General features: G+C 58.0%; 20 protein-coding genes and 1 tRNA gene. 4 read left to right on the top strand and 17 right to left on the bottom strand.

What is annotated here, in order from left to right; genetic code table 11:
* Positions 1–141: 141 nt before the first annotated feature.
* From CORGL_RS00825 to CORGL_RS00780, 10 genes are all read right to left on the bottom strand, one after another.
* Positions 142–1,548, bottom strand: coding sequence for a PTS transporter subunit EIIC (locus CORGL_RS00825; RefSeq protein ID WP_013708030.1), 1,407 nt, complete (start codon positions 1,546–1,548; stop codon positions 142–144).
* Positions 1,549–1,661: 113 nt separating this feature from the next.
* Positions 1,662–3,074, bottom strand: a complete 1,413-nt coding sequence (locus CORGL_RS00820; RefSeq protein ID WP_013708029.1) for a family 1 glycosylhydrolase — start codon at positions 3,072–3,074, stop codon at positions 1,662–1,664.
* A 232-nt stretch (positions 3,075–3,306) separates the two neighbouring features.
* Positions 3,307–4,218, bottom strand: coding sequence for a MurR/RpiR family transcriptional regulator (locus CORGL_RS00815; RefSeq protein WP_013708028.1), 912 nt, complete (start codon positions 4,216–4,218; stop codon positions 3,307–3,309).
* 364 nt (positions 4,219–4,582) lie between these two features.
* Positions 4,583–5,620 (bottom strand): ABC transporter ATP-binding protein, encoded by a 1,038-nt coding sequence (locus CORGL_RS00810; RefSeq protein ID WP_013708027.1) that lies wholly within the window; start codon positions 5,618–5,620, stop codon positions 4,583–4,585.
* A complete protein-coding gene (locus tag CORGL_RS00805; protein ID WP_013708026.1) occupies positions 5,617–6,735 on the bottom strand; it encodes an ABC transporter ATP-binding protein in 1,119 nt (372 codons plus the stop codon). The genes CORGL_RS00810 and CORGL_RS00805 overlap by 4 nt, the downstream gene beginning before the upstream one ends.
* A gap of 5 nt (positions 6,736–6,740) precedes the next feature.
* A complete protein-coding gene (locus CORGL_RS00800; protein WP_013708025.1) occupies positions 6,741–7,757 on the bottom strand; it encodes an ABC transporter permease in 1,017 nt (338 codons plus the stop codon).
* A 5-nt stretch (positions 7,758–7,762) separates the two neighbouring features.
* Positions 7,763–8,839 (bottom strand): ABC transporter permease, encoded by a 1,077-nt coding sequence (locus tag CORGL_RS00795; RefSeq protein WP_245526918.1) that lies wholly within the window; start codon positions 8,837–8,839, stop codon positions 7,763–7,765.
* A 97-nt stretch (positions 8,840–8,936) separates the two neighbouring features.
* Positions 8,937–10,577 carry an ABC transporter substrate-binding protein gene (locus CORGL_RS00790; RefSeq protein ID WP_041738459.1) on the bottom strand — a complete coding sequence of 547 codons (1,641 nt, stop codon included), beginning with the start codon at positions 10,575–10,577 and terminating at the stop codon, positions 8,937–8,939.
* A gap of 226 nt (positions 10,578–10,803) precedes the next feature.
* On the bottom strand, positions 10,804–11,679 hold the full coding sequence (locus CORGL_RS00785; protein WP_172633501.1) for a class C sortase: 876 nt from the start codon (positions 11,677–11,679) through the stop codon (positions 10,804–10,806).
* 7 nt (positions 11,680–11,686) lie between these two features.
* Complete coding sequence (locus CORGL_RS00780) at positions 11,687–13,138, bottom strand: SpaH/EbpB family LPXTG-anchored major pilin (RefSeq protein ID WP_013708021.1); 1,452 nt, start codon at positions 13,136–13,138, stop codon at positions 11,687–11,689.
* Between the two features lie 642 nt (positions 13,139–13,780).
* On the opposite strand from CORGL_RS00780, the gene CORGL_RS00775 reads away from it, so the two are divergent.
* Entirely contained in the window at positions 13,781–14,116 is a 336-nt protein-coding gene (locus CORGL_RS00775; protein WP_156789747.1) for a hypothetical protein, read from the top strand.
* Between the two features lie 608 nt (positions 14,117–14,724).
* On the opposite strand, the gene CORGL_RS00770 is transcribed toward CORGL_RS00775, so the two are convergent.
* The 4 genes from CORGL_RS00770 to hypB all read right to left on the bottom strand — a co-directional run bounded on the left by CORGL_RS00770 (position 14,725) and on the right by hypB (position 18,907).
* Positions 14,725–14,800 (bottom strand) — tRNA-Arg (locus CORGL_RS00770).
* Positions 14,801–14,921: 121 nt separating this feature from the next.
* Complete coding sequence (locus CORGL_RS00765) at positions 14,922–15,332, bottom strand: hydrogenase maturation nickel metallochaperone HypA/HybF (RefSeq protein ID WP_013708019.1); 411 nt, start codon at positions 15,330–15,332, stop codon at positions 14,922–14,924.
* Between the two features lie 9 nt (positions 15,333–15,341).
* Positions 15,342–18,116, bottom strand: coding sequence for an FAD-dependent oxidoreductase (locus CORGL_RS00760; protein ID WP_013708018.1), 2,775 nt, complete (start codon positions 18,114–18,116; stop codon positions 15,342–15,344).
* A gap of 83 nt (positions 18,117–18,199) precedes the next feature.
* A complete protein-coding gene (gene hypB, locus CORGL_RS00755; RefSeq protein ID WP_013708017.1) occupies positions 18,200–18,907 on the bottom strand; it encodes a hydrogenase nickel incorporation protein HypB in 708 nt (235 codons plus the stop codon).
* A gap of 126 nt (positions 18,908–19,033) precedes the next feature.
* Here hypB and CORGL_RS00750 point away from each other — a divergent pair, with 126 nt between their 5' ends.
* Together CORGL_RS00750 and CORGL_RS00745 are read left to right on the top strand one after the other, a co-directional pair.
* Complete coding sequence (locus CORGL_RS00750; RefSeq protein ID WP_013708016.1) at positions 19,034–19,783, top strand: TetR/AcrR family transcriptional regulator; 750 nt, start codon at positions 19,034–19,036, stop codon at positions 19,781–19,783.
* Positions 19,761–20,738 (top strand): DUF5692 family protein, encoded by a 978-nt coding sequence (locus tag CORGL_RS00745; RefSeq protein WP_013708015.1) that lies wholly within the window; start codon positions 19,761–19,763, stop codon positions 20,736–20,738. Before CORGL_RS00750 ends, CORGL_RS00745 begins: the two co-directional genes overlap by 23 nt.
* A 96-nt stretch (positions 20,739–20,834) precedes the next feature.
* Here the strand turns inward: CORGL_RS00745 and CORGL_RS00740 are convergent, their stop codons facing one another.
* Positions 20,835–21,251 (bottom strand): metallopeptidase family protein, encoded by a 417-nt coding sequence (locus tag CORGL_RS00740; RefSeq protein ID WP_013708014.1) that lies wholly within the window; start codon positions 21,249–21,251, stop codon positions 20,835–20,837.
* Positions 21,252–21,420: 169 nt separating this feature from the next.
* Between CORGL_RS00740 and CORGL_RS00735 the strand changes: the two genes are divergently transcribed.
* Positions 21,421–21,858, top strand: coding sequence for a hypothetical protein (locus tag CORGL_RS00735; RefSeq protein ID WP_041738456.1), 438 nt, complete (start codon positions 21,421–21,423; stop codon positions 21,856–21,858).
* A gap of 344 nt (positions 21,859–22,202) precedes the next feature.
* Here CORGL_RS00735 and CORGL_RS00725 read toward each other — a convergent pair whose 3' ends face one another.
* A complete protein-coding gene (locus CORGL_RS00725; protein WP_156789745.1) occupies positions 22,203–22,925 on the bottom strand; it encodes a hypothetical protein in 723 nt (240 codons plus the stop codon).
* A gap of 283 nt (positions 22,926–23,208) precedes the next feature.
* A complete protein-coding gene (clpB, locus tag CORGL_RS00720; RefSeq protein ID WP_013708010.1) occupies positions 23,209–25,827 on the bottom strand; it encodes an ATP-dependent chaperone ClpB in 2,619 nt (872 codons plus the stop codon).
* Positions 25,828–25,929: the final 102 nt, after the last annotated feature.

The following is a 25,929-nucleotide window of genomic DNA, read 5'->3' as shown; positions in this document are numbered from 1 at the left end:
ACACTCTGCCGACGCGTACCGAAAAACTGTAGCACGTTTGCGCGCCCAAGATCGGACCTGCGCGCGATCTCCAGCAGGGTCGTTATTGCCTGACAAGAAAAGGCGCGCGACCACTATAATGCATCTCCCCTTAAATTCCGGTTAGGAAGCAACGGCTGTCTTGGACCCTTCGTCTGATACCTCAGTCGAAATATCATCGAACCCAATGAACCATGTCAAAAGAAAAGTCACGAGGAAGGCAATCACGCATGAAACAAGAGCATTCAGAATATTTAAAGGATTCTCGCCCACATAAAGACCAAGCGCTGCTAATCCAGCACCTCCACCTCCGAAGCGCATCACGCCTGTAATGCCAGCATACAAGCCACCCATTCCGCCGCCGATGGCAATTGCTATCAGGGGTTTCTTCAGTCTGAGATTCACTCCGAACAAGGCTGGTTCAGTGATTCCGAGTAAGGCTGATATTCCAGAAGTAATGGAAAGTTGTTTGAATTCCCGATTTCTAGATTTAAGGGACACGCATAGGCAAGCGGCACCTTGTGCGATATTTGAAGGCAGGTTTCCCGGCCCTATGACGGTTTCGTAGCCGAGCGATGACAAAGAACTGACATAAGCCGGAAGCAGACTGTAATGCATTCCAGTCATCACTAAAAATGGCATGAATGCACCAATGACCATTGGTAAAATCCAAGGTGCAATTTGTTGAATAGCAAGAAGTCCTCCTACGATTACATCACCTAAAAAGCTGCCAAGCGGGCCGAGGACTAGAAATGACAAAGGAGCCATTATCATCAACGAGCAAAGTGGTTTTGCGATAAATTTGATCGCTGATGGCAGTCTTTTTTCGAGAAACTGCTCTACGAAGGAATATGTAAACACTATCATCACAATTGGAATCACAGAAGATGAATATGTCACAACACGAACGGGGAGATTTAAGACCGATATGAAGTCTCCGGACTTTCCAAGTGCTGAAAAGCTTGGGTGCAGAAGAATCCCGCCTAAAAACATTGCCATATACATGTTACAGCGGAATTTCCTTGCAGCTGAAGCCGCTAGATAAATCGGAAGAAAGTAATACCCTGCGTCGGCGATAAAATTCAAAAAGTAATAGGTACGACCATCAAGATCGATGAGTTTAGCCAGTACGAGAATTGATAATAGCGCCTTGATCATTCCCGAACCCGCGACAACCGGCATAATCGGTGTAAAAATGCCCGCAATCGTATCAAGTGCCTTGTTGATAATTCCACCCTGTGTCGGATTTCTCCTGTGATCAACCTCTTGAGCTGAAGGGGAAAGATCTGGTATGTCATTAATGATTTCGTTGTATACCACTTCGACGCTTTGACCGATGATAACTTGAAACTGGCCGCCTTGTCTCACGACGCCCAATACGCCAGGTATCTGCTTTACACGCGCTTCGCTTGCTGGGGCGAATGAATTGAGCGAGAAGCGCAATCGTGTAACACAATGTGTCAGACTTTTGATATTATCTTTTCCGCCGATTTCTCGAAGTATGCACAGTGCAGTTTCTCGTGTATTCATGAGTACTCCTTTTGCGCATTGAAAGGCCCGAAATGTGTGATCGATCCGGTCAGAGATTTATTTGTTTTATCAAGTCGGACATACTTAAAACTATATGAATGCAGAGGCTGTGCTTACGGGATTGAGGTATCGCTCCCATTGGTTGCAATTACCTTCTGATACCAATAGAAGGATTTCTTCCGCCGCCGTGCAAGAGTTCCTCTGCCATCATCATCTTTATCAACGTAGATGAATCCGTACCGTTTGCTCATTTCGCCGGTGCCTACAGAAACGATATCTATCGGAGCCCAACTTGTGTAGCCAATCACTTCGACTCCGTCGAGTTCAATTGCCTTTTTCATCGCTTCGATGTGACTGCGAAGATATTCTATTCGATAATCATCTTGGATGAGTTCGTTAGGAACGGGAACATCAGTCGCTCCAATGCCGTTTTCTACGACAAATAGAGGCATTTGATACCTATCAAACAACTCATTTAATGCGATACGAAGGCCTATGGGATCAATTGGCCAACCCCAGTCCGTGCGTGATACAAATGGGTTGGAGCGCTCAACGGCAATGGACTCATTGTTTTTCATTGATGCAATCGATGAAAAATAGTAACTAAAAGCGATGTAATCAACCGCACCTTTCTGCAGAATCTCGGCATCCGATGGATCTGGATGGAATGAACGAACATCTAGTCGCTTAAGCTGTGCTGTACAGAGATTTGTGTAGCATCCTTTGCACATAACATCTGTATAGTAGTAATTGGGCAACATGCTTAATCGTTGGGCAAGCACATCATCGGGTTTGCAAGTTTTCGCATAGGTTGTTGGATACTGCACCATGCATCCGATTTTAAACTCTGGATTAATTTGGTGACCCGCAATGACTGCCCGCGCACTGGCAACAAACAGATTGTGGCTTACTTTTATTTTGACTTCGTTCACGCTCTCATCTTTACAAAAGCGAATACCTGCTTGGTGATAAGGCTCGCGCTGATTCATAACTTCATTAATCTCATTGAACGTCATCCAATACCGAACTTTTTTCTTATATCTTTTGAACACTGATATGCAGAAACGTTCATAAAAATCAATAAGCGTACGATTGCGCCACGAACCGTATTTTCGAACTAAATTCAGTGGCATCTCATAATGAGACAGTGTCACTATCGGTTCTATACCATGGGAATTCAAACAATCGAAAACGCGATCATAAAATGCAAGGCCTACTTCATTCGGTTTGGACTCATCACCAAGGGGGAATATACGTGTCCACGCAATAGACATGCGCAAACAATTAAACCCCATCTCAGCGAATAAATCGATGTCATCATGATATCGATGGTAGAAATCAATGCCATCGTGACTCGGATAATAACTGCCTTCTTTGACTCTATCATGAATTTCCCTTGGCGCGCCAGAACGCGACCCTTTTTCAACATCGGCGATAGACAGACCCTTGTTGCCCGCTAAGTAGGCGCCCTCCATTTGATTTGCCGCAGTTGCCCCGCCCCAAAGAAAACCATCGCGCATTTTCATCAAAACCTCCTTTTCCCTAGCTCTATTCGGTATATCGGAAATTTGACGCGATGAAGATGGGGCTCGGTCTCTCTGGAACAATGTTTTAATTCATTTCGATAAATTAAATGGATATCGGAAAGCAAGTTCCAGATAAGACGAAAGGCTCAATTCTCCGCTGAACGGTAAGCAAAACGAAGTTCGATACATTACTCCATAGCGGCTCTTAAGTTCGGTCCTGCAATTAATACATTCAGCAAGTTTTTCGTTCCGGATTCCATAGATCGCCGCGCATTAAAGCATCGGTTTGCGAATGTCTGTTGAATTCAAATTGCTTAGTCACATCGATCTTATGCCTGTAATTTGTGTCATAATCAACTAAAAATAGACCTGAGTATAAAACATCAAGTAGCAGGTTAATAGAAACATGCATACTGAAGTTAGCCATATTATCGAATAGATGCTCCTTGGTTGATATAGTCAGCTTACAATCTGAATACGAAGTAAGTGTGTTCTCGCCATACGATGAAATGGCAATCAAAGGTACGTGATTCTTATGACAAATCTGGGCAATAAATAGAATTTTTTCTGTCTCACCTGAATAGGATATCGCTATCGCCAAGTCACGTGCAGACATACATTTTGCCTGATAAATCTGATAATTCAGATTGCTCTGGATTACAACTTCCCGACCGATTTTCAACATATTCTCTAAGAATGACTCTGCTTGATTTAATGATGTTCCAAACGAAAAAACGTAAACACGCCTGCTCTGCTGCAGTAAACGAATTGCCTTTTGAAGATCCCCAAATCGCAAGAGTTTCATGGTGTCCGCAACTGTCTGCATATGGAGCTGGGAAATACGATTAGCAGTCCTCATTAGTGAATCTTCGCGAGAAAAGGGAAAGTTTGCATCGACTTCGTCTTGTTTCTGTTCAAAATAGGCAAGTTCGTCCAAAAGGCGACTTTTCAGCTCCGTAAACCCAGACAGACCAAGCTTCTTGCATAACCGCACTACCGTGGCAGGAGAGGCATACGCGGAGTCAGCAAGATCGCGAATCGAGTATCTTTTCAGATCTCTACCATGTTCCAAAAGATAAGCGGCGATCGCCGCTTCCGCCTCGGACATCTCTTCTGTTACCTTGAGCTTCTCAATAATAAGCATGTTGCACTCCTTCAGACAGCCTAAAGGATAAAAAGACTGATTGAGAATGCAAGCCTCCTTTGCAACTCTTTGACAGGCAAATATATTGACTTAACTGATCGGCCGATAATCCACCTCTTGTATCTCTCATGGGGTATCCGCATACCGCTGAACTTTGCATGATGTATGAACGCTGTCACGAGATCAAATGTTGGCGAGAGCCGCGATAAACGATAATATCACCTTAAATGCAGTCCCGCTTGCGCTTATAGTCGCACTGCGCAAGGCAGTTCAGCTCCCCAACTGTGAGATAGGAGATCAAGTCGTATCCCCTACTTCATATCCCTAGAACGACCTCGGACAACCCATTGGACTTGCCTCGATGTCAAGAGTTCGCGTCGCACAATGGGGAATCGCAAAAGCGATGGCATGCCGCCCAGTGCCCAGGACGAATCTGCGTGAGCGCCGGCATGACGCTACCGCAGCGGTCGACCTTGGCGAAGCATCTGCTGGCGAAACGACAGCCGGCGGGCGGGTCGATCGGCGATGGGACATCGCCCTCCAAGATGATGCGCTGGCGCTTGGAAGCCGGGTCGACAGAGGGGATAGCCGAGAGCAGCGCCTGCGTGTAGGGGGACAGCGGCTCGGCATAGAGATCTCGCTTCGGTGCGATCTCCATCATCTTTCCCAGATACATGACGCCTACGCGGTCAGAGACGTGCTTGACCACGTTCAGGCCGTGCGCGATGAACAGATAGGTGAGCCCGAACTGCTCTTTCAGATCGGCCAGCAGATTCAGCACCTGCGCCTGAATGGAGACGTCGAGTGCGCTCACCGGCTCATCGCAGACAATGAGCTTCGGCCTCACGGCTAGAGCGCGCGCGATGCCAACCCGCTGACGCTGACCGCCGGAGAACTCATGTGGATAGCGGTTGCGCATATAGTTCGCCAGCCCTACGCACTCCAGCAGCTCGCACACCCGCTCCTCAACCTTCTCGCGCGGCAGGATCCGGTTGGTGATGATCGGTTCCGCTATGATATCTCCGATGCGCATGCGGGGGTCGAGCGACGAGTAGGGATCTTGAAAAATCAGTTGGATGTCGCGACACAGAGCGGTGCGCTGTCGGGAGCCCATCGCTGTGAGGTCCCGGCCCTCGAAGATGATCTTGCCCGATGTGGGCTCGAGCAGATTGACGAGGAGCTTGCCCACTGTCGTCTTCCCGCAGCCCGATTCCCCCACGAGGCCGAACGCCTCTCCGCGACGGATGCGAAAGCTCACATCGTCAACGGCGTGAACGTGTGAGAGCGTCTTGCCCAGAAAGCTCGACTTCCCCACGAAGCGCTTCGTCAGATGCTGGACCTCAAGAAGGATATCTCGATCCGAAGCCGACGCAGGAACCTCTGTCTGTCTGATATCGCTCATCGCTTCACGCCCTCATGTTCCTCTATCTCGGTCTCTCGGATATCCTCGGCCTCCAGCAGGGCATCGGCCGCAGCGATCTGACGCGCCGTCTCGGCATCGGCGAGAGCTCGGGCCTCGCCTGCGGCGATGCCGTCATCGTCTTTGCGCGCGCCGTCGGAATCCTCATACAGAAAGCAGCGCACCTTATGACCGTCGACTTCCACGAGATCCGGCACCCGCTGGCGACAGATCTCCATGCATGAATCGCAGCGATCTGAGAAGTGGCATCCTGCAGGCATCTCAAGCGGATTGGGTACGGTGCCGCGGATCATGTAGAGACGCTTCGCATCGTCATCTTGAAGCCGCGGGATGGATCTCAGCAATCCCAGAGTATAGGGATGCAAGGGCCGATCGAACAGCTCTCGCACGGGGGCCTCTTCAACGACCTGAGCGCAGTACATGACCACCACGCGGTCGGCCGTCTCGGATACCACGCCCAGATCGTGGGTGATCAGAAGAACCGCCATGCCGGTCTGCTCGCGCAGCCGCCGCAGAAGATCGAGAATCTGAGCCTGGATCGTCACATCGAGCGCCGTGGTCGGCTCATCTGCGATGAGCAGCTTGGGGTTGCAGGCGAGGGCCATGGCGATCATGACGCGCTGACGCATGCCACCCGACATCTGATGCGGATAGTCGCGCACTCGCTGCTGGGGACAGGGGATCCCGACCTTGTCCAGCAGCTCGATCGCTCGCTCCAGAGCCTCTTTCCTGCTCAGCCGCTCATGAGCGCGGATGGCCTCGATGATCTGGTCCCCAACGCGATACACGGGGTTGAGCGACGTCATGGGCTCTTGAAAGATCATAGCGATATCGCGACCGCGCAGGCCGCGGTATTCCCGTTCGGAGACGGTCGCAAGATCTGCACCCATGAAATCGATCGTCCCCGCGGCAACGCGGCCGGGGTCGGAGAGAAGACCCATGATCGACAGGCTCATGACCGATTTGCCCGAGCCGGACTCTCCCACGATAGCGACGATCTCGCTCTCCCCCACCGTGAAGCTCACGTTTTCGACCGCATGAACGACGCCTCGCTTCGTCGGGAAATCGGTGGAAAGGTTTTCGACCGATAGCAGCATCTGCCTCACCTCTTCCTCGCCTTGGGATCCAAGCCATCCCTGATCCCGTCGCCCAGCAGGTTGAACGCAAGGACGCTCAACGTGATCGCAAGCCCGGGATACAACATGAGCCAAGATGCACGAAGCAGATCGTTGCGACCGCGCCCGAGCATATCGCCCCACTCGGCGCAGGGCGGCTGGACACCGAGCCCGAGAAATCCCAGCGCTGCCGCATCGAGCACGGCCGAGGATATGCCGAGAGTCGCGCGCACGATGATGGACTGCATAACGTTGGGCAGGACGTGTCTGAACACTATTTCGAAGTTCGAATCGCCGATCACGCGCGCTGCGGCGATATAGTCATGCTCTTTGATCGAGAGGATCTCGGATCGCACGATGCGCGCGTACTCTGGGATGGACACCAGCCCGATCGCGATCACAGCCTTCTCGATGCCCGGACCGAGCGCAGCCATGATGGCGATAGCGAGCAGGATCGAGGGGATAGCGAGCATCATATCCATGACACGCATGATGATGGTGTCGACGCGACCACCCTTGTAGCCCGCCACCGCCCCCAGGAGCACACCCGCGGAAAGGGAGAACGCGACCGCAGCGACACCGACGCTCAGCGTGATCTGCGTGCCGACGAGCACGCGGCAGAAGATATCGCGGCCCTGCAGATCGGTCCCGAACAGGTGAGCCGCACTAGGTGCTTGCAGCGAAAGGCTGAGATCCTGCACGTTCGGATCAAAGGGTAGGATCTGGGGGAACAGCTTGGTCACGATGGCGACGAGCGCCAAGAGGGCGATGAAGATTCCGCTCGCAAGCGATGCTCGGTTCGATATGATGCCCGTCGCGACGTCCTTCCAGATGCTTTCTCGCACCTCGCGCTCACCGACGCCGGTCGGTCCGAGCGCGGCGCGGACCCCGCCAGCTCCGAGCCCAACCGCCGATTCCGCGTCGTCTGAATCTGCCGCCCTGACGGCAGCTTGGCTGGCAGATGCCGACTGGACAGTCGAAGCGACCATCTCACTTCTCTCCATTCCGATCACGCCTCCTTTGACGCGCCGTATTTGATACGGGGATCCAGATAGGCGTAGATGATGTCCACCAGAAGATTCATGAACACGAAGATCACAGCGATCAGCAAGACGATGCCCTGGACGCAGGGAAAGTCGCTCTTGAGCACGCTATCAACCGCAAATTTGCCGATCCCGGGCCATGAGAAAACCGTCTCGGTGAGCAGCGCGCCTCCGAGCAGACTGCCGAACTGCAAGCCTATGACCGTTGAAACCGGGAGCATCGCGCAGCGCAGCGCGTGCCTGATGTTGACGCGACCCCGTGTCAGACCCTTCGCCTGTGCGGTGCGCACATAGTCCTCGCCCAAGGTATCGAGCATACTCGAGCGGGTCATACGGGTGATGATCGCCATGGAGTACAGCGACAGGGCGATCGTGGGCATGATGAGATGGACGAGTGCATCGGCCAGAGAGGACCATCTACCCTGGATGAGTGCGTCGATGAGGAAAAACCCGGTCCCCCCGGTCGGCTGCAGCAGCGGGGATATGCGCCCGCTCGAGGGCAGCACGTGCAGCATGCCGGCAAAAAGCAGGATGAGCAGGATACCCGACCAGAATATAGGCATGGAGACGCCGATGAGAGCGATGATCATGCTGATATGATCTGCCGCCCTGTTCTTCCTGACCGCTGAGATCACGCCGAGCGCCACTCCGATGATGGATGCGAAGATGATGGCGCAGACGGCGAGCTCGGCGGTCGCCGGGAAGCGCGAACCTATCTCGGCGGTCACCGACTGATGCGTGTAATAGGACATGCCAAGATCGCCGCGGATCGCACCGGAGACGAAATTGATGAATTGCATCCAGATCGGATCGCTCAGTCCGTTGTCGGTGCGCCATGCCGCCATCGCCGCCTCGGTGGCGTGCTCGCCCAAAACCACCGGAGCCGGGTCGGGGGCGAGTACGCGCGTGATGAGAAAGATGATGACCGTCACACCGAGAAGAACCGGAATCACCATGAGGATTCGCTTGAGAACATAGTTGAACACGACGATTCCCTTCTCATGCGATGCTCGGATGCGATCGATGGCGAAGCGCGTTCGCACCGCAGCGACGGACGCGTCCGATACCCGCTCGCCAGCCGCCCGAGGCGGATCGCTACATCTTCTGGACAGCTCTTCAGCTGGTGGGAGCTCCGCGCCCTCAGGCCTGCTTGCTCACGTCTTTGAGGAACACCGCGCCTGTGGGATGGTAGTAGAAGTCCTTCACCTTGGGGCTCACGCCGCACAGATTCTGCGCATGGGAGATGAGCAACCAGATCTGTTCGTCCGCAACCATCTGCTCGCACCGCCGGTAGATCTCATCGCGCTCCTCACCGTCGGGCGTCTCGAGCCCCTTGGCGATGAGAGCCCTGTAGTCCGCATCATTGAAGCGCGAAACATTCATTGACCAGTTGGAGTCCGCCAACAGGTTCATGAAGTTGTCCGGGTCACCGTTGTCGCCCTGCCATCCGTAGAAGCACACGTCGAACGGATCGGTCGCGACTTTGTTCTTGTAGGTCGTCCAATCATAGGTGGTGATATTCAGCTTCACGCCGACCTTCTCCAGATAGCCCTGGATGGTCTCGGCGAGAACCTGGCCGCCCTTGGCGTTGTAGGGACGCGGATTGGAGTAGGTGATGCAATTCAGCTCGGTGATGCCCTTGTCCTTGAGCGTCTTCTTGGCCGCATCGGCGTCGAACGCGGTCTGCTTGATATCCTTGTCATAGGATGCCATCCAAGTCGGCATCACAGAGTTTGCGACCGTGGCGTACTTGCCGTAGACGGCCTGGACGATCTCGGAAACGTTGATCGCCTGGGCGATGGCGCGGCGGACATCCCGGTCGACGCACTTGCCGCTCTCGGTATTGAACGCCATGTAGTTGAGCGTCATGCCGTCTTCGGCGAACAGATCGTAGCCTCCATCGGTGATCGTGGTGGTGCTCGACAGGTCGATGCCGTCGATGACGTCGCACTCGCCATTGAGCAGCGACGTCACCCGCGTGTTGTTCTCGAGGATGAATTTGAACACCACGTTTTTCGTCTTGGGCGCATCGCCCCAGTAGTCGGGATTGGCCTCGAGCGTGATGGAGTCGGATTTCGTCCACTTCACGAACTTGTACGGACCGGTGCCACAGGGTGCCTCTCCGATATTGCCCCCCGTTGCCTTCTCGACGGCTGCAGGTGACACGATCGGCGCGGCGATTGACATAGCAAGGTTTTTCAGGAACGGGGTCGAGGGCGCACGAAGCGTGATCTTCACCGTGGCATCATCCGGTGCCTCGACCTTCTCCACACCCGTACCGATTGACTCCTCGCCGTAGACGAAGGTGGCATAGGGCATATCGGAATCTGCGTTGGGGGCCAGCTGGCGCTCAATGGACTTCTTCACGGCCTCGGCGTTGAAGTCGGTCCCGTCATGGAATTTGATCCCCTTTTTGAGCTTGATGGTGTACACGAGACCGTCGTCGCTGATCTCAGGGAGCGCCTCTGCCAGCGCCGGAGCGACCTTCGCGTCCTTGGCGCCGTAGCAGTACAGCCCATCGTAGATGTTGCAAGCGATCTTCGCCGACTCGCCGTCATCATAATATGCCGGATCGAGCGAGCGGGGCTCGGCTCCCTGCCCGTACACCAGCGAGTCCGCGAGTGCACCCCCGCTGCCGGCAGCACCGCTCGAACCGCCCCGTCCGTCCCCGCCGGCATCTCCACCGCAGCCGGCAACCCCTATGAGGCCAAACCCGGCAGCGGAGATGCCGAGCATCTCGATGAACCGCCGCCTGCTGAACATGTTTCTGCTTCCAGGCATAGTGGCATCCCCTTTCCTCCGAATTCGGCGATCAGACGAGGCGGCTGCGTTGCCGCACCGCCGTACGCAATCGATCCGGAGCACCTCGCATGAGCGAGATGATCGTCAATACGTGTGGATGAACTTTAGTACGACAGAGCACCAACTGCTCCGAAAAGCGTATTTGGAAACAAAATGGTAATGAAGCGATCTATTTTATGGGGAAAGGCTCAAGAGACCCGTGAATCTAGCTACGATGGCGCCGAGAGCGCCGGCGCGACCAGAAGATGAGGAACAGACTGATGATGACCGCAGCCGCAGCCCCGATCGCCATCGATCGCAGCAGCTCTGCATCGAGCGATGCGCCACGACCTGCACGAGACGCTTCGCTCCGCTCGTGCCTGCCCCACTCATCGGGGACGGGGCAGCGCTCCCCGTGCACGAGAAGGCGATGCGTATTGACACCGTAGGGCGTGCAGGTCACCAGTGTGACGAGATCGGCGCCCTCGCGCACGCGCAGACTGTCGGTCTCATCGGGGCGCACGACTTCGATCGACGTGATGCGATACGCATGGTCCTCACCGAGAGCCGCTACGACGAAATAATCGCCGACCCGCACGCGGTCGAGGTCATCGAAGATCCTGGCGGACGGCAGGCCGGTGTGGCCGGAGAGCACGGCATGGGTCGACGGGCCGCCGATCGGCAGCGACGTACCCGGAAGATGACCGACACCTTGCTGAAGCGTAGTCTTTGCGACGCCATGGTAGATCGGCATCGTGAAGTCGATCGCCGGTATGATGAGCGTGCCCATGACGCCGTCACCGCTCAGATTCATGATCGCGTCGTATTCCGCGTCAGTCGAACGCGCGGCTGAGCTCCCAAAGGAATCGGACACGGACGGGCCACCGGCGCGCAGTCGTTCATTGTACGCGATGGCCCGCGCGCGTTCCTCAACGAGTTTGGTATCTGAATTCCTTCGGATCTCAGCTCCCTGCTGCTGGACGACGCGATTCTGCGCCTGCTGATGCAGCCACGAGCTCATCGCCGGGTAGGCGATCATCGCCGCTCCGATCAACAGTCCGAACGCGGCAAGGCAGATGCTCGCAGCGCGTTTGCGGCCCATATCAGATCTAGGCCGTCGGCACATCTCGACGTCGACGCGACCGGATGATCCATGCGGCGGTGCCCGCGACGATGAACACGCCGACAGCGGTCACAGCGATCGTTCCCGGCCCTCCCGTGGTGGGCAGCAGCGTATCGAAGCCGGTTGGCGTGTCCTTGATGTTGCCCAGATCATACTGGTAGCCTTTGTAATCTTGAACCAATCTGCTCTCAATGGTGAAGTGCATATCCGCTACCGGCGCGTACCCGGCCGGAGCTTTCGTCTCCTTCAGCGTGTAGTCCTTTTGCGCAGCGAGGGCACCGACGATGTTCACGTTGCCCTGGGCATCTGTTTTCGCGGTAGCGACCTCTGCGCCTCCGGGAGCTCGGACCGAGAACTCCGCACCGGCGAGCGCGTGGCCGTCCGTGCTTGATATCTTCTTGAGATGGAGACCGTAAATGGTGATGCTGACATTGCTGCTCACGATCTTTATCTCATCATCCGCGTTCGCTCCCACCGAGTTCGGTGAGAATTTCAGATAAACCGTATTCGATTCTGCTCTGGCATATACCGGACGATTTCCGGTGGTGACAAACTTTGCCGAATAGGTGATGGTGATCGGCTGATTGGCGTATTTTCCGAGCGCGCTGGGCAGAATCGTGATCGTGTGGAAGAAATTGACCTTGTCGCCGATCGCATAGTCGGTACCGAGCGTCAACTCGGTCGTGCCCGCTGCGACCTTGAGATCGTGCTGGTAGTCTAAGCCCATGGTCATCGAGTCCGAGAACATGAAGGTGCGCGTCGAGGGGTCGGCGTACTGGGGAATCACGCTGGTGATCGTGAATTTTGCGGTGTCGCCGTTATCAATCCGGTCCTCCCATTTTTTGCCGTTGACGAGCTTGTTGACGCCCGTGCCCGACAAATCCGTAAACTTGATAGCAGCCGAGACGTTTGCGGGCGCGAAGGAGCCGTCGGCCTGTTTGGCGGGCAGCACGGAGACGACGGTGTTCTGAAAGACGCGCGTCAAATCATCTTCGTTCGTGACGACGACCAGATACTGCCCCGCATAGAGCCCATCGAACTCGACGCTTTCACCCGGTGAGTTCTTCGATTTCTTATCGAGGGCCTGCGACCCGTCGTTGTCATGCACGTACTGTGCGATCTTGTTCGCATCCGCCTGCAGGTTCGTCGCATCCTTGGCATCGCGCTCCCACTGGGCTTTCGTTATGCCGAAATCTGCGGTGAACTCGTAGGATTGGACGTTGGTCTGCGGGTCGACCGAGATCGTGACGATCCTGTAAATGCTCACGGTGTCGAATTTGTGAAGGTTCGTTACGGTCAGCTTGTTGCCGGCGAAAGGCTGCGGTGCCGCCTGCGCGACGCTCGGGCCGATCGCCAACGCAAACAGCGCGGCGGCGAGAAGCGAGAGAATAATTTTGATGGGTGGTCTGAATCTGTTCGTGCGTTTCGATCTGTTCATGTCTACCTCCTTGTACGGTGCATCTTCGTTGTTTTTTACAGCACGCTTCATCGCTTTCTCTTCGAATCGACCTCCGAGGCGGCGCGATGGGTTGGCGCGACTTCATTCCGAGGCTCCCCAGCTGGTGAATACAGGGTTTCAAAAAGCCTTCGGGACCTTGTGAACAAGGTCCCGAATAAGTGAGGGAAAGCGATACGCAGTGATTGTCTTTCAGACAGTCCGGCGTGTATGTTGTTCTCAAACAACCTTGGAGGGGGTTCTACCCATTGAACTATCAGGCATGAAAAACTCACTGAGACTATTCACAGCACGGTCATACTGCTGGCACAAATGGTTGTACGGTTTCCAACCGCGTTCTTTAGACCCTGTCAAGAAAGATGACATACAGGGCGTTGTTAAAGTGGTGCTCTGGCACCCGCATGGCGATCAGTCGCACCAATTTGCAGACCGGCTGCAAGCTTGATGTGGGTCGGGCCCACGCGGCGGCGACGAGCAATCAGAACCGCCCGTGAACTCGATGATCTCTGCGGTCCCAGACAGTTTGAGCACAGGAGCAACTTCCGCTCCCATGCTCGTCAGCCATCGAGGTGCGAGAGGGAATGGCGACGGCGCGACGCCTCGCACCGCTCGGAGAACGATCGCGTGCGCGCATGCGTCGCCAAGCGCGCAGGCGAGGTCGCCCGCATGGCGATCTGCGACAACCGACCGCGCGAGCTCGCCCGGAGGCTCAGGGGCGATGGGATCGAGATGACGCGCGCGAAGTCGGGGGACCTGCAATTCCGCTTCAGGTCGAAGAGCCTCGAGCGCAGCGGGAGGGGCACCGAGCGCAGGGTGAACGGGGCGACCCTCGGTCGCGCCGTGAGCCGATCGGGCAGAGAGCTGAGGCTCGATCTCGGGAGCATGTCGCGCTCTCTCTCCATCGCCAGGCTCCTGGAGCGAGACGCGGAGCGAGCGGCGGATGACGGCTTCGAGAGGTGACGAGGCGACCGGCGGGCCGACGGCGTGCGAGCCGATCGGCCCTCTTCTCTTGGAGAGAGCGAGCCGTAGCGAGCGGTTCTCCCCTTCCTGCGCATTCGCGCAGGACAAGATTGATTCGTCCTCGCAAACCGGAGGAACGACGGTTTGTGAGGACGAATCCATATCTTGCAAGCACGGTGAGCGAGCGGCGCGAGGACGTCCCCGGCGGGGACTCCGAGCAGAGGGAGCGAGAGGGAGCGGGGACGGACATCCCCGGCGGGGATTCCGCCCCTGCGACCGGGCGCAGGTTCCGCGCAGCGGGACCGGAGCGTCGCGCTGCGAGGCGTGATGGCCATGGCGGCCATGGCGGGGGCGGGCGCTCCCGAGGGCTGATCGCCGGCCCGACGGGCCGGCGATCAGAGTCCAGCGGTTTCCAATGCTTTCCATAGCCGGAGGGTTCCGCTGCCTAGCCCGCAGGCTGTGGAAAGGGTTGAAAACCGCGATCTCACAAGTTCGGCGCATTCTCCATAGAAAATTCTTTCACCCCTATTTCACCCCATTTTGTTTCTTCGGCTTTTGAATAAGAAAAAGCAGGCCAATGAAACATATCATTTGACCTGCGTTTTTTCTGGTGCCCCCGGGCAGATTCGAACTGTCGACACCCGCTTTAGGAGAGCGGTGCTCTATCCCCTGAGCTACGGAGGCGATGACGCGCTACCCGTGTCAGCGCGCGTCAAATTGTAGCATACCCACTGGTCGATTCGTCGCACCGGGCGCGCTCTGGCATGGCGTCTGCAAGCCCTACCCGATGTGATCGGCACAGGGCTCAAACCCGTATAGCAGAATCACTATCTGCGACCTCAGATGATCCGGCAAGCCCTCCGGGGCGCTCATCGGGCACAGCGATCTCCTTGATGATGGTCTCATCGCCTTGCGCGAGCACCGTTCGTCCGCTTCCGCAGTACGGGCAGGTGCGACCGTGTTCGACGGTCGGATAGGTCCGCTCGCAGTCCTCGCAGTAGGTGATCGCCGGAACCTCTTCGACAACCAGATCGGCGCCCCGCATGAGCTCGCTTCTGTCGCACGCCCAACGCCAGCAGCTCTCGAGGTAACTCGGGATGATGCCCGAGACCTCGCCGAGCTCGAGCGTCACGGCCGAGACGCGCGCGATGTCGCGATCGGTCGCCACGCCCTCGACGGTGCGGATCATATGGAAGACGATGCCGAGTTCGTGCACGACCGGTCCCTACTTCGCCTTGGCACCGAAGCGAATCTTGATCTCGCGCTTGATCGCGTACTTCAGAAGCGTCGGCAGCTTCTTCTCGTACTTGACCATGCGGCTCGCCTCGGGGTGCTCGCGGTGCAGATGGATGGCATCGAAATCGCACTTCGTCGTGCACAGGCCGCAGCCGATGCACTTGTTCTCGTCGACAACGGACGCGCCGCAGCCCAAGCAGCGGGCGGTCTCGATGCGCACCTGCTCCTCGCTCAGGGTCCGCACGTACTCGCGAAACGGCTCGCTGCGTTCGCGCTCTCCATCGATCGCGGGCGCCTGACGCGTCGAGCGATCGTACTCCCCCACGTCGGCGCGCGCCTTGTCCAGCTCGCGATAGACGCGCGGATTGCGGCCGATCGTGAGCGTGGCGTGCTGCACGAAGCGATGGATCGAGATGGCCGCTTCGTGCCCCGCGGCGATGGCGTCGATCGCGAACTTCGGTCCCGTGTGAACGTCACCGCCGACAAAGATGTCCGGCTCATCGGTTTGATAGGTCTTCGGATCGCAAAGCGGCCCCTGGCCGCGTCCGAGCTTGACGGCGCTGTCCGCGAGCAGATCGCCCCATTCGATGGCCTGGCCGATGGAGAGCACGACCCGGTCGCATTCGAGTTCTTTGGTCTCGGCCTCGTCATAGACCGGCGCGAAGCGTCCCTCATCGTCGAAGACGCGCGTGCAGCGCTTGAAGCGAACACCGCGAACGCGGTCGCCATCCGTCAGAATCTCCGCGGGCCCCCAGCCGCAGGCGATCTCGACGCCGTCAGCGCGCGCGCAGGCGACCTCCTCATCGCTGGCCGGCATCTCCTCGGCGCTCTCCAGACACAGCATCGAGACGGACGCCGATCCCAGCCGCGCCGCGGAGCGGGCGACATCGATCGCGACGTTGCCGCCGCCGACCACGACCGTTCGACCCGAGAGCGCGTCGAGCTCCCCCGACGACACGGACCGCAGGAACGCGACGGCGGTCGAGACGCCCTCGGCGTCCTCACCGGCGATACCCGCCGAGCGACCGGCTTGGCAACCGATCGCCAGATAGAACGCCTTGAAGCCCTGTGCGCGCAGATCGGCGAGACTGACATCGCGCCCGACCTCGACGCCGCAGCGGATCTCGGCGCCCATCTCGCGGATGACGTCGACCTCGGCGGCGATGACATCTTTCTCGAGCTTGTAGGAGGGGACGCCGTAGGTGAGCATGCCTCCGGGCCGCTCGCTGCGCTCGAACACGACCGGGTGGTAGCCCTTCTCCGCCAGATAGTAGGCGCACGACAGCCCGGCCGGTCCGGCGCCCACGATGGCGACGCGCTCCTCGAAGCCCTCGCCGGTCGTAGGCGCGACCGTCGGCGGGATGAAGCGCGCGCAGGCATCGAGATCCTGCTGGGCGATGAACTTCTTGACCTCGTCGATCGCGATCGCCGCATCGACGCCGCCGCGCGTGCAGGCGTCCTCGCAGGCGCGGTTGCAGATGCGACCGCACACGGCCGGCAGCGGATTCTCGCGCTTGATGAGCGCGAGCGCCTCGCGGTATCTGCCCTGCGCGGCAAGCTTGAGATAGCCCTGCACGGCGATATGGGCCGGGCAGGCCGTCTTGCACGGCGCGGTTCCCGTGTCATAGGTCTCGATCCGGTTCCTGTTGCGGTAGTCGGGCGACCACCTCTCCGGGCCCCATTTCACCGCATCGGGCAGCTCTTGCTTGGGGTAGTCCGGTGCGGCGCCGGTCGACGCGAGACACAGCTTCTGGCCGAGCTTCACCGCACCGGCCGGACACACCTCGACGCAGCGCCCGCACGCGACGCAGTCTCTCGCGTCCACGCGGGCCACATAGGCCGATCGCGACAGGTTGGGCGTGTTGAACAGCTGCGAGGTGCGCAGCGCGTAGCAGACGTTGACGTTGCAGTTGCAGATCGCGAAGATCTTGTTCTCGCCGTCGATGTTGGTGATCTGATGCACGAAGCCGTTGTCCTCAGCGCGCTTCAAGATCGCCATGACCTCGTCGCGGTCTATGTAGCGGCCGCGGTCGGTCTCGACGATGTAGTCGGCCATGTCGCCGACCGCTATGCACCAGTCGCGCGGATCGTCGCCGCAACCCTCGCCGAGCTTGTTTCTGCTCATGCGGCAGCTGCAGGGGCTGGCGGCGTACTTGCCCTCGTACTTGTCGAGCCAGTGCTCGATGTGCTCGACCGACACGGAGCGATTCTCCGTCTCGATGGCGCGCTCCACGGGGATGACGTGCATGCCGATGCCCGCGCCGCCGGGCGGCACCATCGGCGTGGCGCGCGACAGCGGCCCCTTCGACGATTGCTCGAAGAACTTCGCGACGATGGGATGCTCGTCGATCTGGCTTAGCCGCATGTTGAGAAACTCCGCTGAGCCGGGCACGAGCATGGGCAGCACCCACTGCTTCGTACGGGTGGGATTCTCCCAGTTGTACTCGAGCAGCCCGATGTAGGACATCTCATCGAGCAGCCTCTCGAGGGGCTCTTCGTCGAGGCCGGTCTCGCGCACGGCTTCGGAAAGGGTGTAGGGATGGCGCATCTTCATCTGGAGCAGGACGTCGGCCATCTCATCGGTGGCGACGCTCGCGAACGACCAGTACTCGTAGGGCAGCAGGTTGCCGCGTCCGATCAGGCGGTTCGTGCAGTGCCGGCACAGCGCCACGATCCGCTCCCGGGGATGGGCGGGGATGGGCGGGACGAACTCGGCGCCGATGTCGGGCTCAAGATAGGACATGCCGGGTGCGTTGATATCCATACGATCCTCTCTCATGCGCGTTTGATCAACCGAACCCTCCGCGGGCGTTGCGGGCGGTTCCGATTCAGAAGGATGCCGCCAGGTCAGCTCGCTTGCGTCTCGCCGGACGAGGCCCTCCATGCTCTGAGGTGCTCACGCAGCCAGGCGCACCATTGGTCGATGCCCTCGCCGGTCTTCGCGCTCACCGGAATGACGGTCGCCCGCGGGTTGCGCATGCGGATGTTATCGATCGCGCGCTCCATGTCGAAGTCGAACATCGGCAGCGTGTCGATCTTGTTGATGAGCACGACGTCGCAGATGTTGAACATGAGCGGATACTTGAGCGGCTTGTCGTCACCCTCCGGCACCGACAGGATCATGGCGTTGCCGCTCGCCCCGGTGTCGAACTCGGCCGGGCACACGAGGTTGCCGACGTTCTCGAGGAACGCCAGATCGACCGGTTTCGCATGCGGCTCGTCCTCGTCCATGCCCTGGAGACCCTCCGCCGTCATGTACGCGTCCAGGTGGCACATGCCCCCCGTGTGGAGCTGGATGGCTCTGACGCCCGCGCGCGCGATCGCCTGAGCGTCGATGTCCGAATCGATATCCGCCTCCATCACCGCGATGGAGAGCTCATCTCTCAGGGCTCCGATGGTCCGCAGCAACGTCGTGGTCTTGCCGGAGCCCGGACTCGACATCAGGTTGAGCAGATAGGTCCCCCGCTGCCTGAGGCCGGCCCGAACCTCATCGGCTTTGCGGTCGTTATCCTCGAAGATGCTCTGCTTCACCTCAAGTATGCGCACATCGGACATATGGAACCTCCCGTTGGAACCGCTCGTCGAATGATGCGAGCGTTTTATCAAATTACATATTGACGAAATGTCAATAATAATCAAGACTGTAATCGCTCAGTTACGAAAATCGACAGGGAGACGGTCATGACAGGCGACAGATCAACTGCGCGTCCTCGCGAGCGCCACACGCGCGAGGATCGACGCGAGGAGATTCTGCACGCGGTCAGGCGAACGTGCTCGGAGCGGGGAATCAGCCGTCTGTCCGTCTCAGGCGTCGCCAAGCGCGTCGGCTGCACCCGTTCGCTGTTCTATCACTACTTTCCCACCAAAGAGGCGGCGCTCGAAGCGGCCCTCGAGGCGGCGATAGATGATTTCATCGAACAGGTGCGCATCTGGGATCACGACCGCGAACGCGGCGACATCGAGGGCGCTCTGAATGACGTCTCCGGACTGCTCAAATCCATGGTGCTCGGCGCCCGCGATCTGCCTCGGTCGATCTCGCTGACCGACGACGTGACCCTCTACACCGACTTCGTCGACCGCATCGCCGATCGCGTCGCGAGCTACATCTGCAGCTCGACGGTGGTCGATTTCTCCCGTTATCACGAGATTCGAATCGACCATATCCATGAGACGCTCTACGTGCTCATCGTCGGGCTCATCATGTACATACGCACGCATCCGGACGCATCCGAGGAGCTCATCAGAGATATCATCGCGAGCACCCTGCACATCGAGCGCTTCACCGCGAAGTACACCGGCAGTGCTCTCTCACACGGTGATGCAGGGGAACGGAGCGCTGAAGATAGGTCACTTGTTGGAATGCCTGTCGCCCATCCAAGAGACGGCGGGCTCGAGAAGGGAGTATGCGATGTTGTTCCAAGTCTACGGTGAACACGCCGCCTATCAGTGGATAGGCATGATCTCCGTGTTCATCGGCCTGATCGTCGCCAACGAGATCGCACGTCGATCGAAGGCCGGCGGCATCTTCTTCTTCATGATCGTCCCCGGGATTCTGACCGTCTACTTCATCGCCATCTACGCCGGTGTCGCGATGGGCGCGCCGTGGGCGCTCGCCAATCCCACCTACGTTCACATGAACAGCTGGTTCCACTACGCGAAGCTCTATGCATCGCTGGCCGGCTGTCTGGGCTTCATGGTTCTGAAGTACCACTGGGGCTCTCTGGGCAAGTCGACGTGGTTCAAGGCCTATCCATTCGCGATCGTGGCATTCAACATCCTGATCGCCGTCGTGTCCGATCTGCAGAGCGCCGTCATGGCATGGAATTCGACCTACGTCTCCACCGAGGGCATCACCCTGATGGGTGGCTGGTTCAACATTTTCAACGCTATGGCCGGCATCATCAACATCTTCTGCATGACGGGCTGGTGGGGCATCTTCTCCTCGAAGAAGCAGCAGGACATGCTGTGGCCCGACATGACCTGGGTCTACATCATCGCCTATGACATCTGGAACTTCTGCTACACCTACAACTGCCTGCCGACGCACGCCTGGTACTGCGGCATCGCGCTGCTGTTCGCGCCCACGGTGGCGGCGTTTTTCTGGAACAAGGGCGGCTGGATCCAGAACCGCGCCTTCACGCTGTGCACGTGGTGCATGTTCGCACAGGTGATTCCCTGGTTCATGGATTACAGCGTGTTCACGACCGACTCGGTGAACAGCGTCACCGTCAACACGGTGGTGTCGCTCGTGTCGCTCGGGGTGAACATCGCGGCGCTCGTCTACGTCGTCTACCGCGCGAAGAAGCTCGGGGTCAACCCGTATAAGCATCCCGTGTTCGAGGGAACGAACGACTACGAGAAGGCCATGGCGCGTCGAGAGGCGTAGAAAAGGTCTGAACTGTGTGCGCGACTGGAGCTGAATGCCCTCGACGCCACCTTGACTTCAGCGCTCCCGTCACATCGGACTGTGGCGGGAGTCTTTTTATTGTGTCGAACGCGGATGATAGCTCGCTGAACCGTAGCCCATCTCGCTGAGCCGCCGTTCATCCATGCCGAAATAGTGACCCACCTCGTGGACCACGGTCTGCCGCACTCGCTCGGCCAGAGCGCCGTAGCTGTCAGTCGCTCGCATGTGAGCGCCCTGAAATATCGTGATGGTGTCTGAGGGGTGCATCTGATAGGAGGTCGTGCGCCTGTTCAGGGGCACGCCGCTGTAGATGCCCAGCACATCGTAACCGCTGCCGACCGTGCCCTCCGCACTCGCGCTCCGCTGCTCTGCCGAGGGCTCATCCTCCACCAGAAACGCCAGATTCTCGATATCATCTCGAAATCGCTCGGGTAGGGTGGCGATTGCCGCATCGACCAGGAGCTCGAACACTCGACCGTCGACCTCATACATGCTCGAACCCCTCTCCGCACGGATTATGCGCTCGCCGACAGAGGACCGCCGGATCGGCGGTGGCTTCATCTATGCAGGATAGCAGAGCGCGCGCGGGATGCTGTTCGGTATACTGTGAGGCGGACAGCGGACCGATCGCAAGCAGGCGGTCCGGAAGGCAATTCGACACATGGAGATGTATATGTCTTTGAATCGCAAGATTTTGAAACTTCTGAGCTTCGCCCAGATCATCGTATCGATCGTGGCGATCGTGTTCGCGGTGATCTCATTCTCACGCGGCGGGGAATCCGCCGAGGCCGCGAGCAGCGTGTTCGGCATGCAGCTCGCGGCATCCGTCTGGGCGATGGTGCGTGACGCCTCACTGATATTGCTCGCCATCGTCACCATCGCGGCATCGGCGGCGGGAATTCGAGGAGCCAATCGTCCGAGTTCACTGGGATCTCATCGGCCGCTCTCGCTGATCGGCTTGATCTTGGGCCTCGTTTGCTGCGCTATCGCCTTCGGTCTCGAAACGATTCCCGCTCTGATCATCGCGGTGCTTTTGGCCCTCTATCATATCGCGTCGTTGATCGTGGGCGGTCGCGTGCGCAGGGAGCTCGACCGCTAGCTCACGGAACGCCGGTTTATCCCCAGGGATCCGGCTCAAACAGCGGCTCTGGTTCGGGACGGCGATCGGAATAGGGATCGTAGCCGTCGTCGTCCTCGTTCTCGGCTCGCACAAGCGGGTCCCGCGCCTCAGATCGCGGATCACAGGACGTCCTTTTCGCTTTTCTTTTCACCGCGTCGAGAGATTCGTCATCATGTACAGGGTTCGCACCCTGCGGTGCGGCAGCAACTGCGATCAAATCAGAGCCTCTTCTCTTGCGGTCTTCAAACAAGCTGTTCGGCTGAACCATGGCGTTCAGACAGATGCTCGCATTCGGCGCACCCCGAAGCCAAGGGAACCGAATCTTATCGATCGTCAGGATCGGGGAACAGCCATCTATCAAGTTTGTCGTAGTAGGTGATGTCCATGATCTTCCAGCTGTTATCAAAGATGCGCATATTCGAAAACACCCAGTAGATGGCAAAGGTCATCAGATACGTCAAGATCACATCCGCGATGGCATGCTGGTGCAGAAACAGCGTCGCTGCTGAAATGATGACTCCGAGCAGAATCGAGATCCATGTCCACGCCGTGCTTTTCCCACTGTGGTGATACGCGATGATGATCGGGATGAGCACGAGCTGCGCGCCCCAGAAATTGTGATATGACGGAAACGCGCCCCAGATATTCGCCACGTTATTGCAGGTCATCATTACAATTCCGTAAAAGAGATCAGACTTTGGCAACGTCGACCACGTGCCGTTGACAAAATCGGCAGGCGTGTAGGTCGTCGGCCACAGGGCATAGATAATGCCGCCCATGAGATACATCGCGACCGAGGTAACCACATACAGCGTGATCCCGCGTCGACCGCCCGCCTTCCAGACCACAAAAGGTATGATCACAAAGAATGCGACCGGCCAGATATAGTAATACGGATACAGCGCTGTGATCCAAGGGATGTGCGCGTCAATGGGCGGGAAGATCAAGTTGGTCGTATGCTCCTTTCCCCACCACATCCCACACATCGTGCCGACGATGAAATAAGATATGCACTCGAGCAAGAAGATGATGACGCAGACTGCCACCAATCTTCTGTGGTTCCTCACCAAAGAAGCCATGTCAATCCCTCCGATACGTGGTCTTCCAGACAAAGCATACATGACATACTCCGCCATCGCGCACCAGAGCACAAGTTGAAATCGCCCGATGTAAGGTTTGACCCTCTGGAAGCAACGCGCATCGAAGCAGCTTCTGCATCGCGATGCAAAAACGGGACGGCAGATGATCTGCCGTCCCGAAACGCATCTTGGATCCACGAGCTTCCACGCGATCAGAGCGCGATCAGGGCGCGCGCGCTCTTTGACATCCCTAATCCTCGGGCATCTCATAGGATGCCGTGGCATCCTGCACGACTGAGAAGTTACCACTCGTGTCCACATCAACGGTGACCTGATCGCCCTCATGCACCGCGCCATCGATGATGGCCCGAGCGATAGCATCGACCACATCGCTTTGAATGAGGCGCTTGAGCGGTCGCGCACCGTATACCGGATCGAGACCGCCGACAGCAAGCATCTGCTTTGCCGCTGGGGTCACAGCCAGCGTCATTCGCTCGTTGGCCAGTCGGGATCGGACGTCATCGAGCTGGATATCGACGATTTTCTCGATCTGCGCCATACCCAGCGGATGGAACACGACGACCTCATCGATCCGGTTCAAGAACTCCGGACGAAATGTCGCGCGCATGGCCGCATCGACTTCACGACGCATCCCCTCGTCGTCGCGACCGGACAGCTCCGCGATCGCGGTGCTCGCCACATTCGAGGTCATGATGACGATCGTGTTCTTGAAGCTCACCTGTCTGCCCTGGCCATCGGTCAGCCGTCCGTCATCGAGCACCTGAAGCAACACGTTGAACACATCCGGATGGGCCTTTTCCATCTCGTCGAGAAGAATAACCGAATATGGACGACGGCGTATCGCCTCGGTCAGCTGGCCCCCCTCGTCGTAGCCTACGTAACCAGGCGGGGCACCGATGAGCCGCTGAACCGAGAACTTCTCCATATATTCGGACATGTCGATGCGCACGAGCGCGCGCTCGTCATCGAACAGGCATTCGGCGAGCGCCTTGGCGAGCTCGGTCTTGCCCACGCCGGTGGGCCCCAGAAAGAAGAAACTGCCGATGGGACGATTCGGATCGGATAGCCCCGCGCGACTGCGGCGAACGGCGGAAGCTACCGCACTCACGGCCTCATCTTGGCCGATGACGCGTCGATGCAGCTCGCTCTCCAGGGTTTTGAGCTTCTCAAGCTCGCCTTGCATCATCTTCGAGACGGGAACGCCTGTCCAAGACGATACGACCTCGGCGATCTCATCGGGGGTCACCTGCTCATTCAACCCGCCGCCCTCGGTCTCCCGCTTGGCCTTCAGCTCGTCCTCAGCAGCCTGCCGCTGCTGTTCGAGACCGGGAATGAGTGAATAGCGCAACTCGCCCGCTCGCTCCAGGTCGCCCTCGCGCGTCGCTCGCTCCAGCTCGCCACGCGCATCATCGATCTGCTGCTTGAGCTTCTGAACGTCGTCGATGGCGTTCTTCTGGTTCAACCATCCAGCCTTTTGCACGTTCAGCTTCTCCTGAATTTCGGCGATCTCCTCGCGAAGACTCCCGAGACGATCTTTGGAGGCATCGTCCGCCTCTTTCATGAGAGCCTGTTCCTCAATCTGCATCTGCGTCAGCTGCCGCTCGGTCGCATCGATCTCAACGGGCATGGAATCAAGTTCCATGCGCAGACGGCTCGCGGCCTCATCAACCAGATCGATCGCCTTGTCAGGCAAAAAGCGATCAGCGATATAACGGTCAGAGAGGTCCGCAGCAGAGACGAGCGCGCCATCGGTGATGTGGACCCCATGAAAGATTTCGTACTTCTCCTTGATGCCCCGCAAAATCGAGATGGTGTCCTCTACAGAGGGTTCCGAGACGAGCACCGTCTGGAACCGGCGCGCGAGCGCCGCGTCCTTCTCGATGTACTTTCGATACTCATCCAGCGTGGTCGCGCCGATGGCGTGCAGATCGCCGCGAGCCAGCGCCGGCTTCAGGATATTTCCGGCATCCATCGAGCCCTCGGTCGCGCCGGCGCCCACGATGGTGTGCAACTCATCGATGAACAGGATGACCTTGCCATCTGACTTCTCGACCTCTTTGAGAACGGCTTTCAAGCGATCTTCGAACTCTCCGCGGTATTTGGCGCCGGCGATGAGCGCGCTCATGTCGAGCTCGATGATGTCGCGATCCTTCAGCGTGCTCGGCACGTCACCGGCGACGATGCGCTGGGCGATGCCCTCGACGATAGCGGTCTTGCCCACTCCAGGCTCGCCGATGAGCACCGGATTGTTTTTCGTGCGCCGTGACAGAACCTGGATGGTGCGACGGATCTCATCGGTGCGTCCGATGACCGGGTCGAGTTCGCCGGCCCGCGCCAGATCGCACACGTTGCGCCCGTACTGCTCAAGAGCCTCGAATTCCAACTTATCGTTCTCTGAGGTGACACGCTCATCACCGCGCAGTTCCTGGTAGACCTCCTCGATCCGCTCGCGCGTCACCCCTGATGCTGCCAGAATTCTTCCCGCCTCTCCTCTGTCCTCGGCGAGCGCCATGAGCAGATGCTCGGTGATGACGAAGTTGTCACCCATCTTGGAAGCGAACTTCTCAGCTCGCTCGAGGGTCCGCACGAGCTGGGCGGACAGGCCCTGCTGCTGTGCAGTGCCCGACACCTTAGGTGCCGCATCGATCGCCTGCTGGGTGGCCGAGGCAAGCTGAGCCGGCTCTGCGCCGATGCGCTCGATGATGACCGAGATGTTACGTTCACCTCCCATGAGCAGGGCGGCGAGCAGATGGATGGATTCAACGGAACCTGCTTGGGCATCTGCTGCGATTCCCATGGCAGTCTGCAGCGCCTCGCGGGACGTCATTGCCAGCTTGTCGATTCTCATATGCGTTCCCCTCTCTGATTGGCGGCACCTCATGTATGGACGAATACCATCGGGTCTCTTCACATCATCAATCTTGCTACCAGTCTTTCCGATTTCGTGCGT

It is taken from the genome of Coriobacterium glomerans PW2, from assembly GCF_000195315.1.
Lineage (GTDB): Bacteria > Actinomycetota > Coriobacteriia > Coriobacteriales > Coriobacteriaceae > Coriobacterium > Coriobacterium glomerans.
This window is presented reverse-complemented; position numbering and strand designations above follow the sequence as displayed.

Coding starts and splice junctions, on each gene's coding strand:
- CORGL_RS00825 (WP_013708030.1), bottom strand. CDS start 1,548: ATGAATACACGAGAAACTGCACTGTGCATACTTCGAGAAATCGGCGGA.
- CORGL_RS00820 (WP_013708029.1), bottom strand. CDS start 3,074: ATGAAAATGCGCGATGGTTTTCTTTGGGGCGGGGCAACTGCGGCAAAT.
- CORGL_RS00815 (WP_013708028.1), bottom strand. CDS start 4,218: ATGCTTATTATTGAGAAGCTCAAGGTAACAGAAGAGATGTCCGAGGCG.
- CORGL_RS00810 (WP_013708027.1), bottom strand. CDS start 5,620: ATGAGCGATATCAGACAGACAGAGGTTCCTGCGTCGGCTTCGGATCGA.
- CORGL_RS00805 (WP_013708026.1), bottom strand. CDS start 6,735: ATGCTGCTATCGGTCGAAAACCTTTCCACCGATTTCCCGACGAAGCGA.
- CORGL_RS00800 (WP_013708025.1), bottom strand. CDS start 7,757: ATGGAGAGAAGTGAGATGGTCGCTTCGACTGTCCAGTCGGCATCTGCC.
- CORGL_RS00790 (WP_041738459.1), bottom strand. CDS start 10,577: ATGCCTGGAAGCAGAAACATGTTCAGCAGGCGGCGGTTCATCGAGATG.
- CORGL_RS00785 (WP_172633501.1), bottom strand. CDS start 11,679: ATGGGCCGCAAACGCGCTGCGAGCATCTGCCTTGCCGCGTTCGGACTG.
- CORGL_RS00780 (WP_013708021.1), bottom strand. CDS start 13,138: ATGAACAGATCGAAACGCACGAACAGATTCAGACCACCCATCAAAATT.
- CORGL_RS00760 (WP_013708018.1), bottom strand. CDS start 18,116: ATGGATATCAACGCACCCGGCATGTCCTATCTTGAGCCCGACATCGGC.
- hypB (WP_013708017.1), bottom strand. CDS start 18,907: ATGTCCGATGTGCGCATACTTGAGGTGAAGCAGAGCATCTTCGAGGAT.
- CORGL_RS00750 (WP_013708016.1), top strand. CDS start 19,034: ATGACAGGCGACAGATCAACTGCGCGTCCTCGCGAGCGCCACACGCGC.
- CORGL_RS00745 (WP_013708015.1), top strand. CDS start 19,761: ATGTTGTTCCAAGTCTACGGTGAACACGCCGCCTATCAGTGGATAGGC.
- CORGL_RS00740 (WP_013708014.1), bottom strand. CDS start 21,251: ATGTATGAGGTCGACGGTCGAGTGTTCGAGCTCCTGGTCGATGCGGCA.
- CORGL_RS00735 (WP_041738456.1), top strand. CDS start 21,421: ATGGAGATGTATATGTCTTTGAATCGCAAGATTTTGAAACTTCTGAGC.
- clpB (WP_013708010.1), bottom strand. CDS start 25,827: ATGAGAATCGACAAGCTGGCAATGACGTCCCGCGAGGCGCTGCAGACT.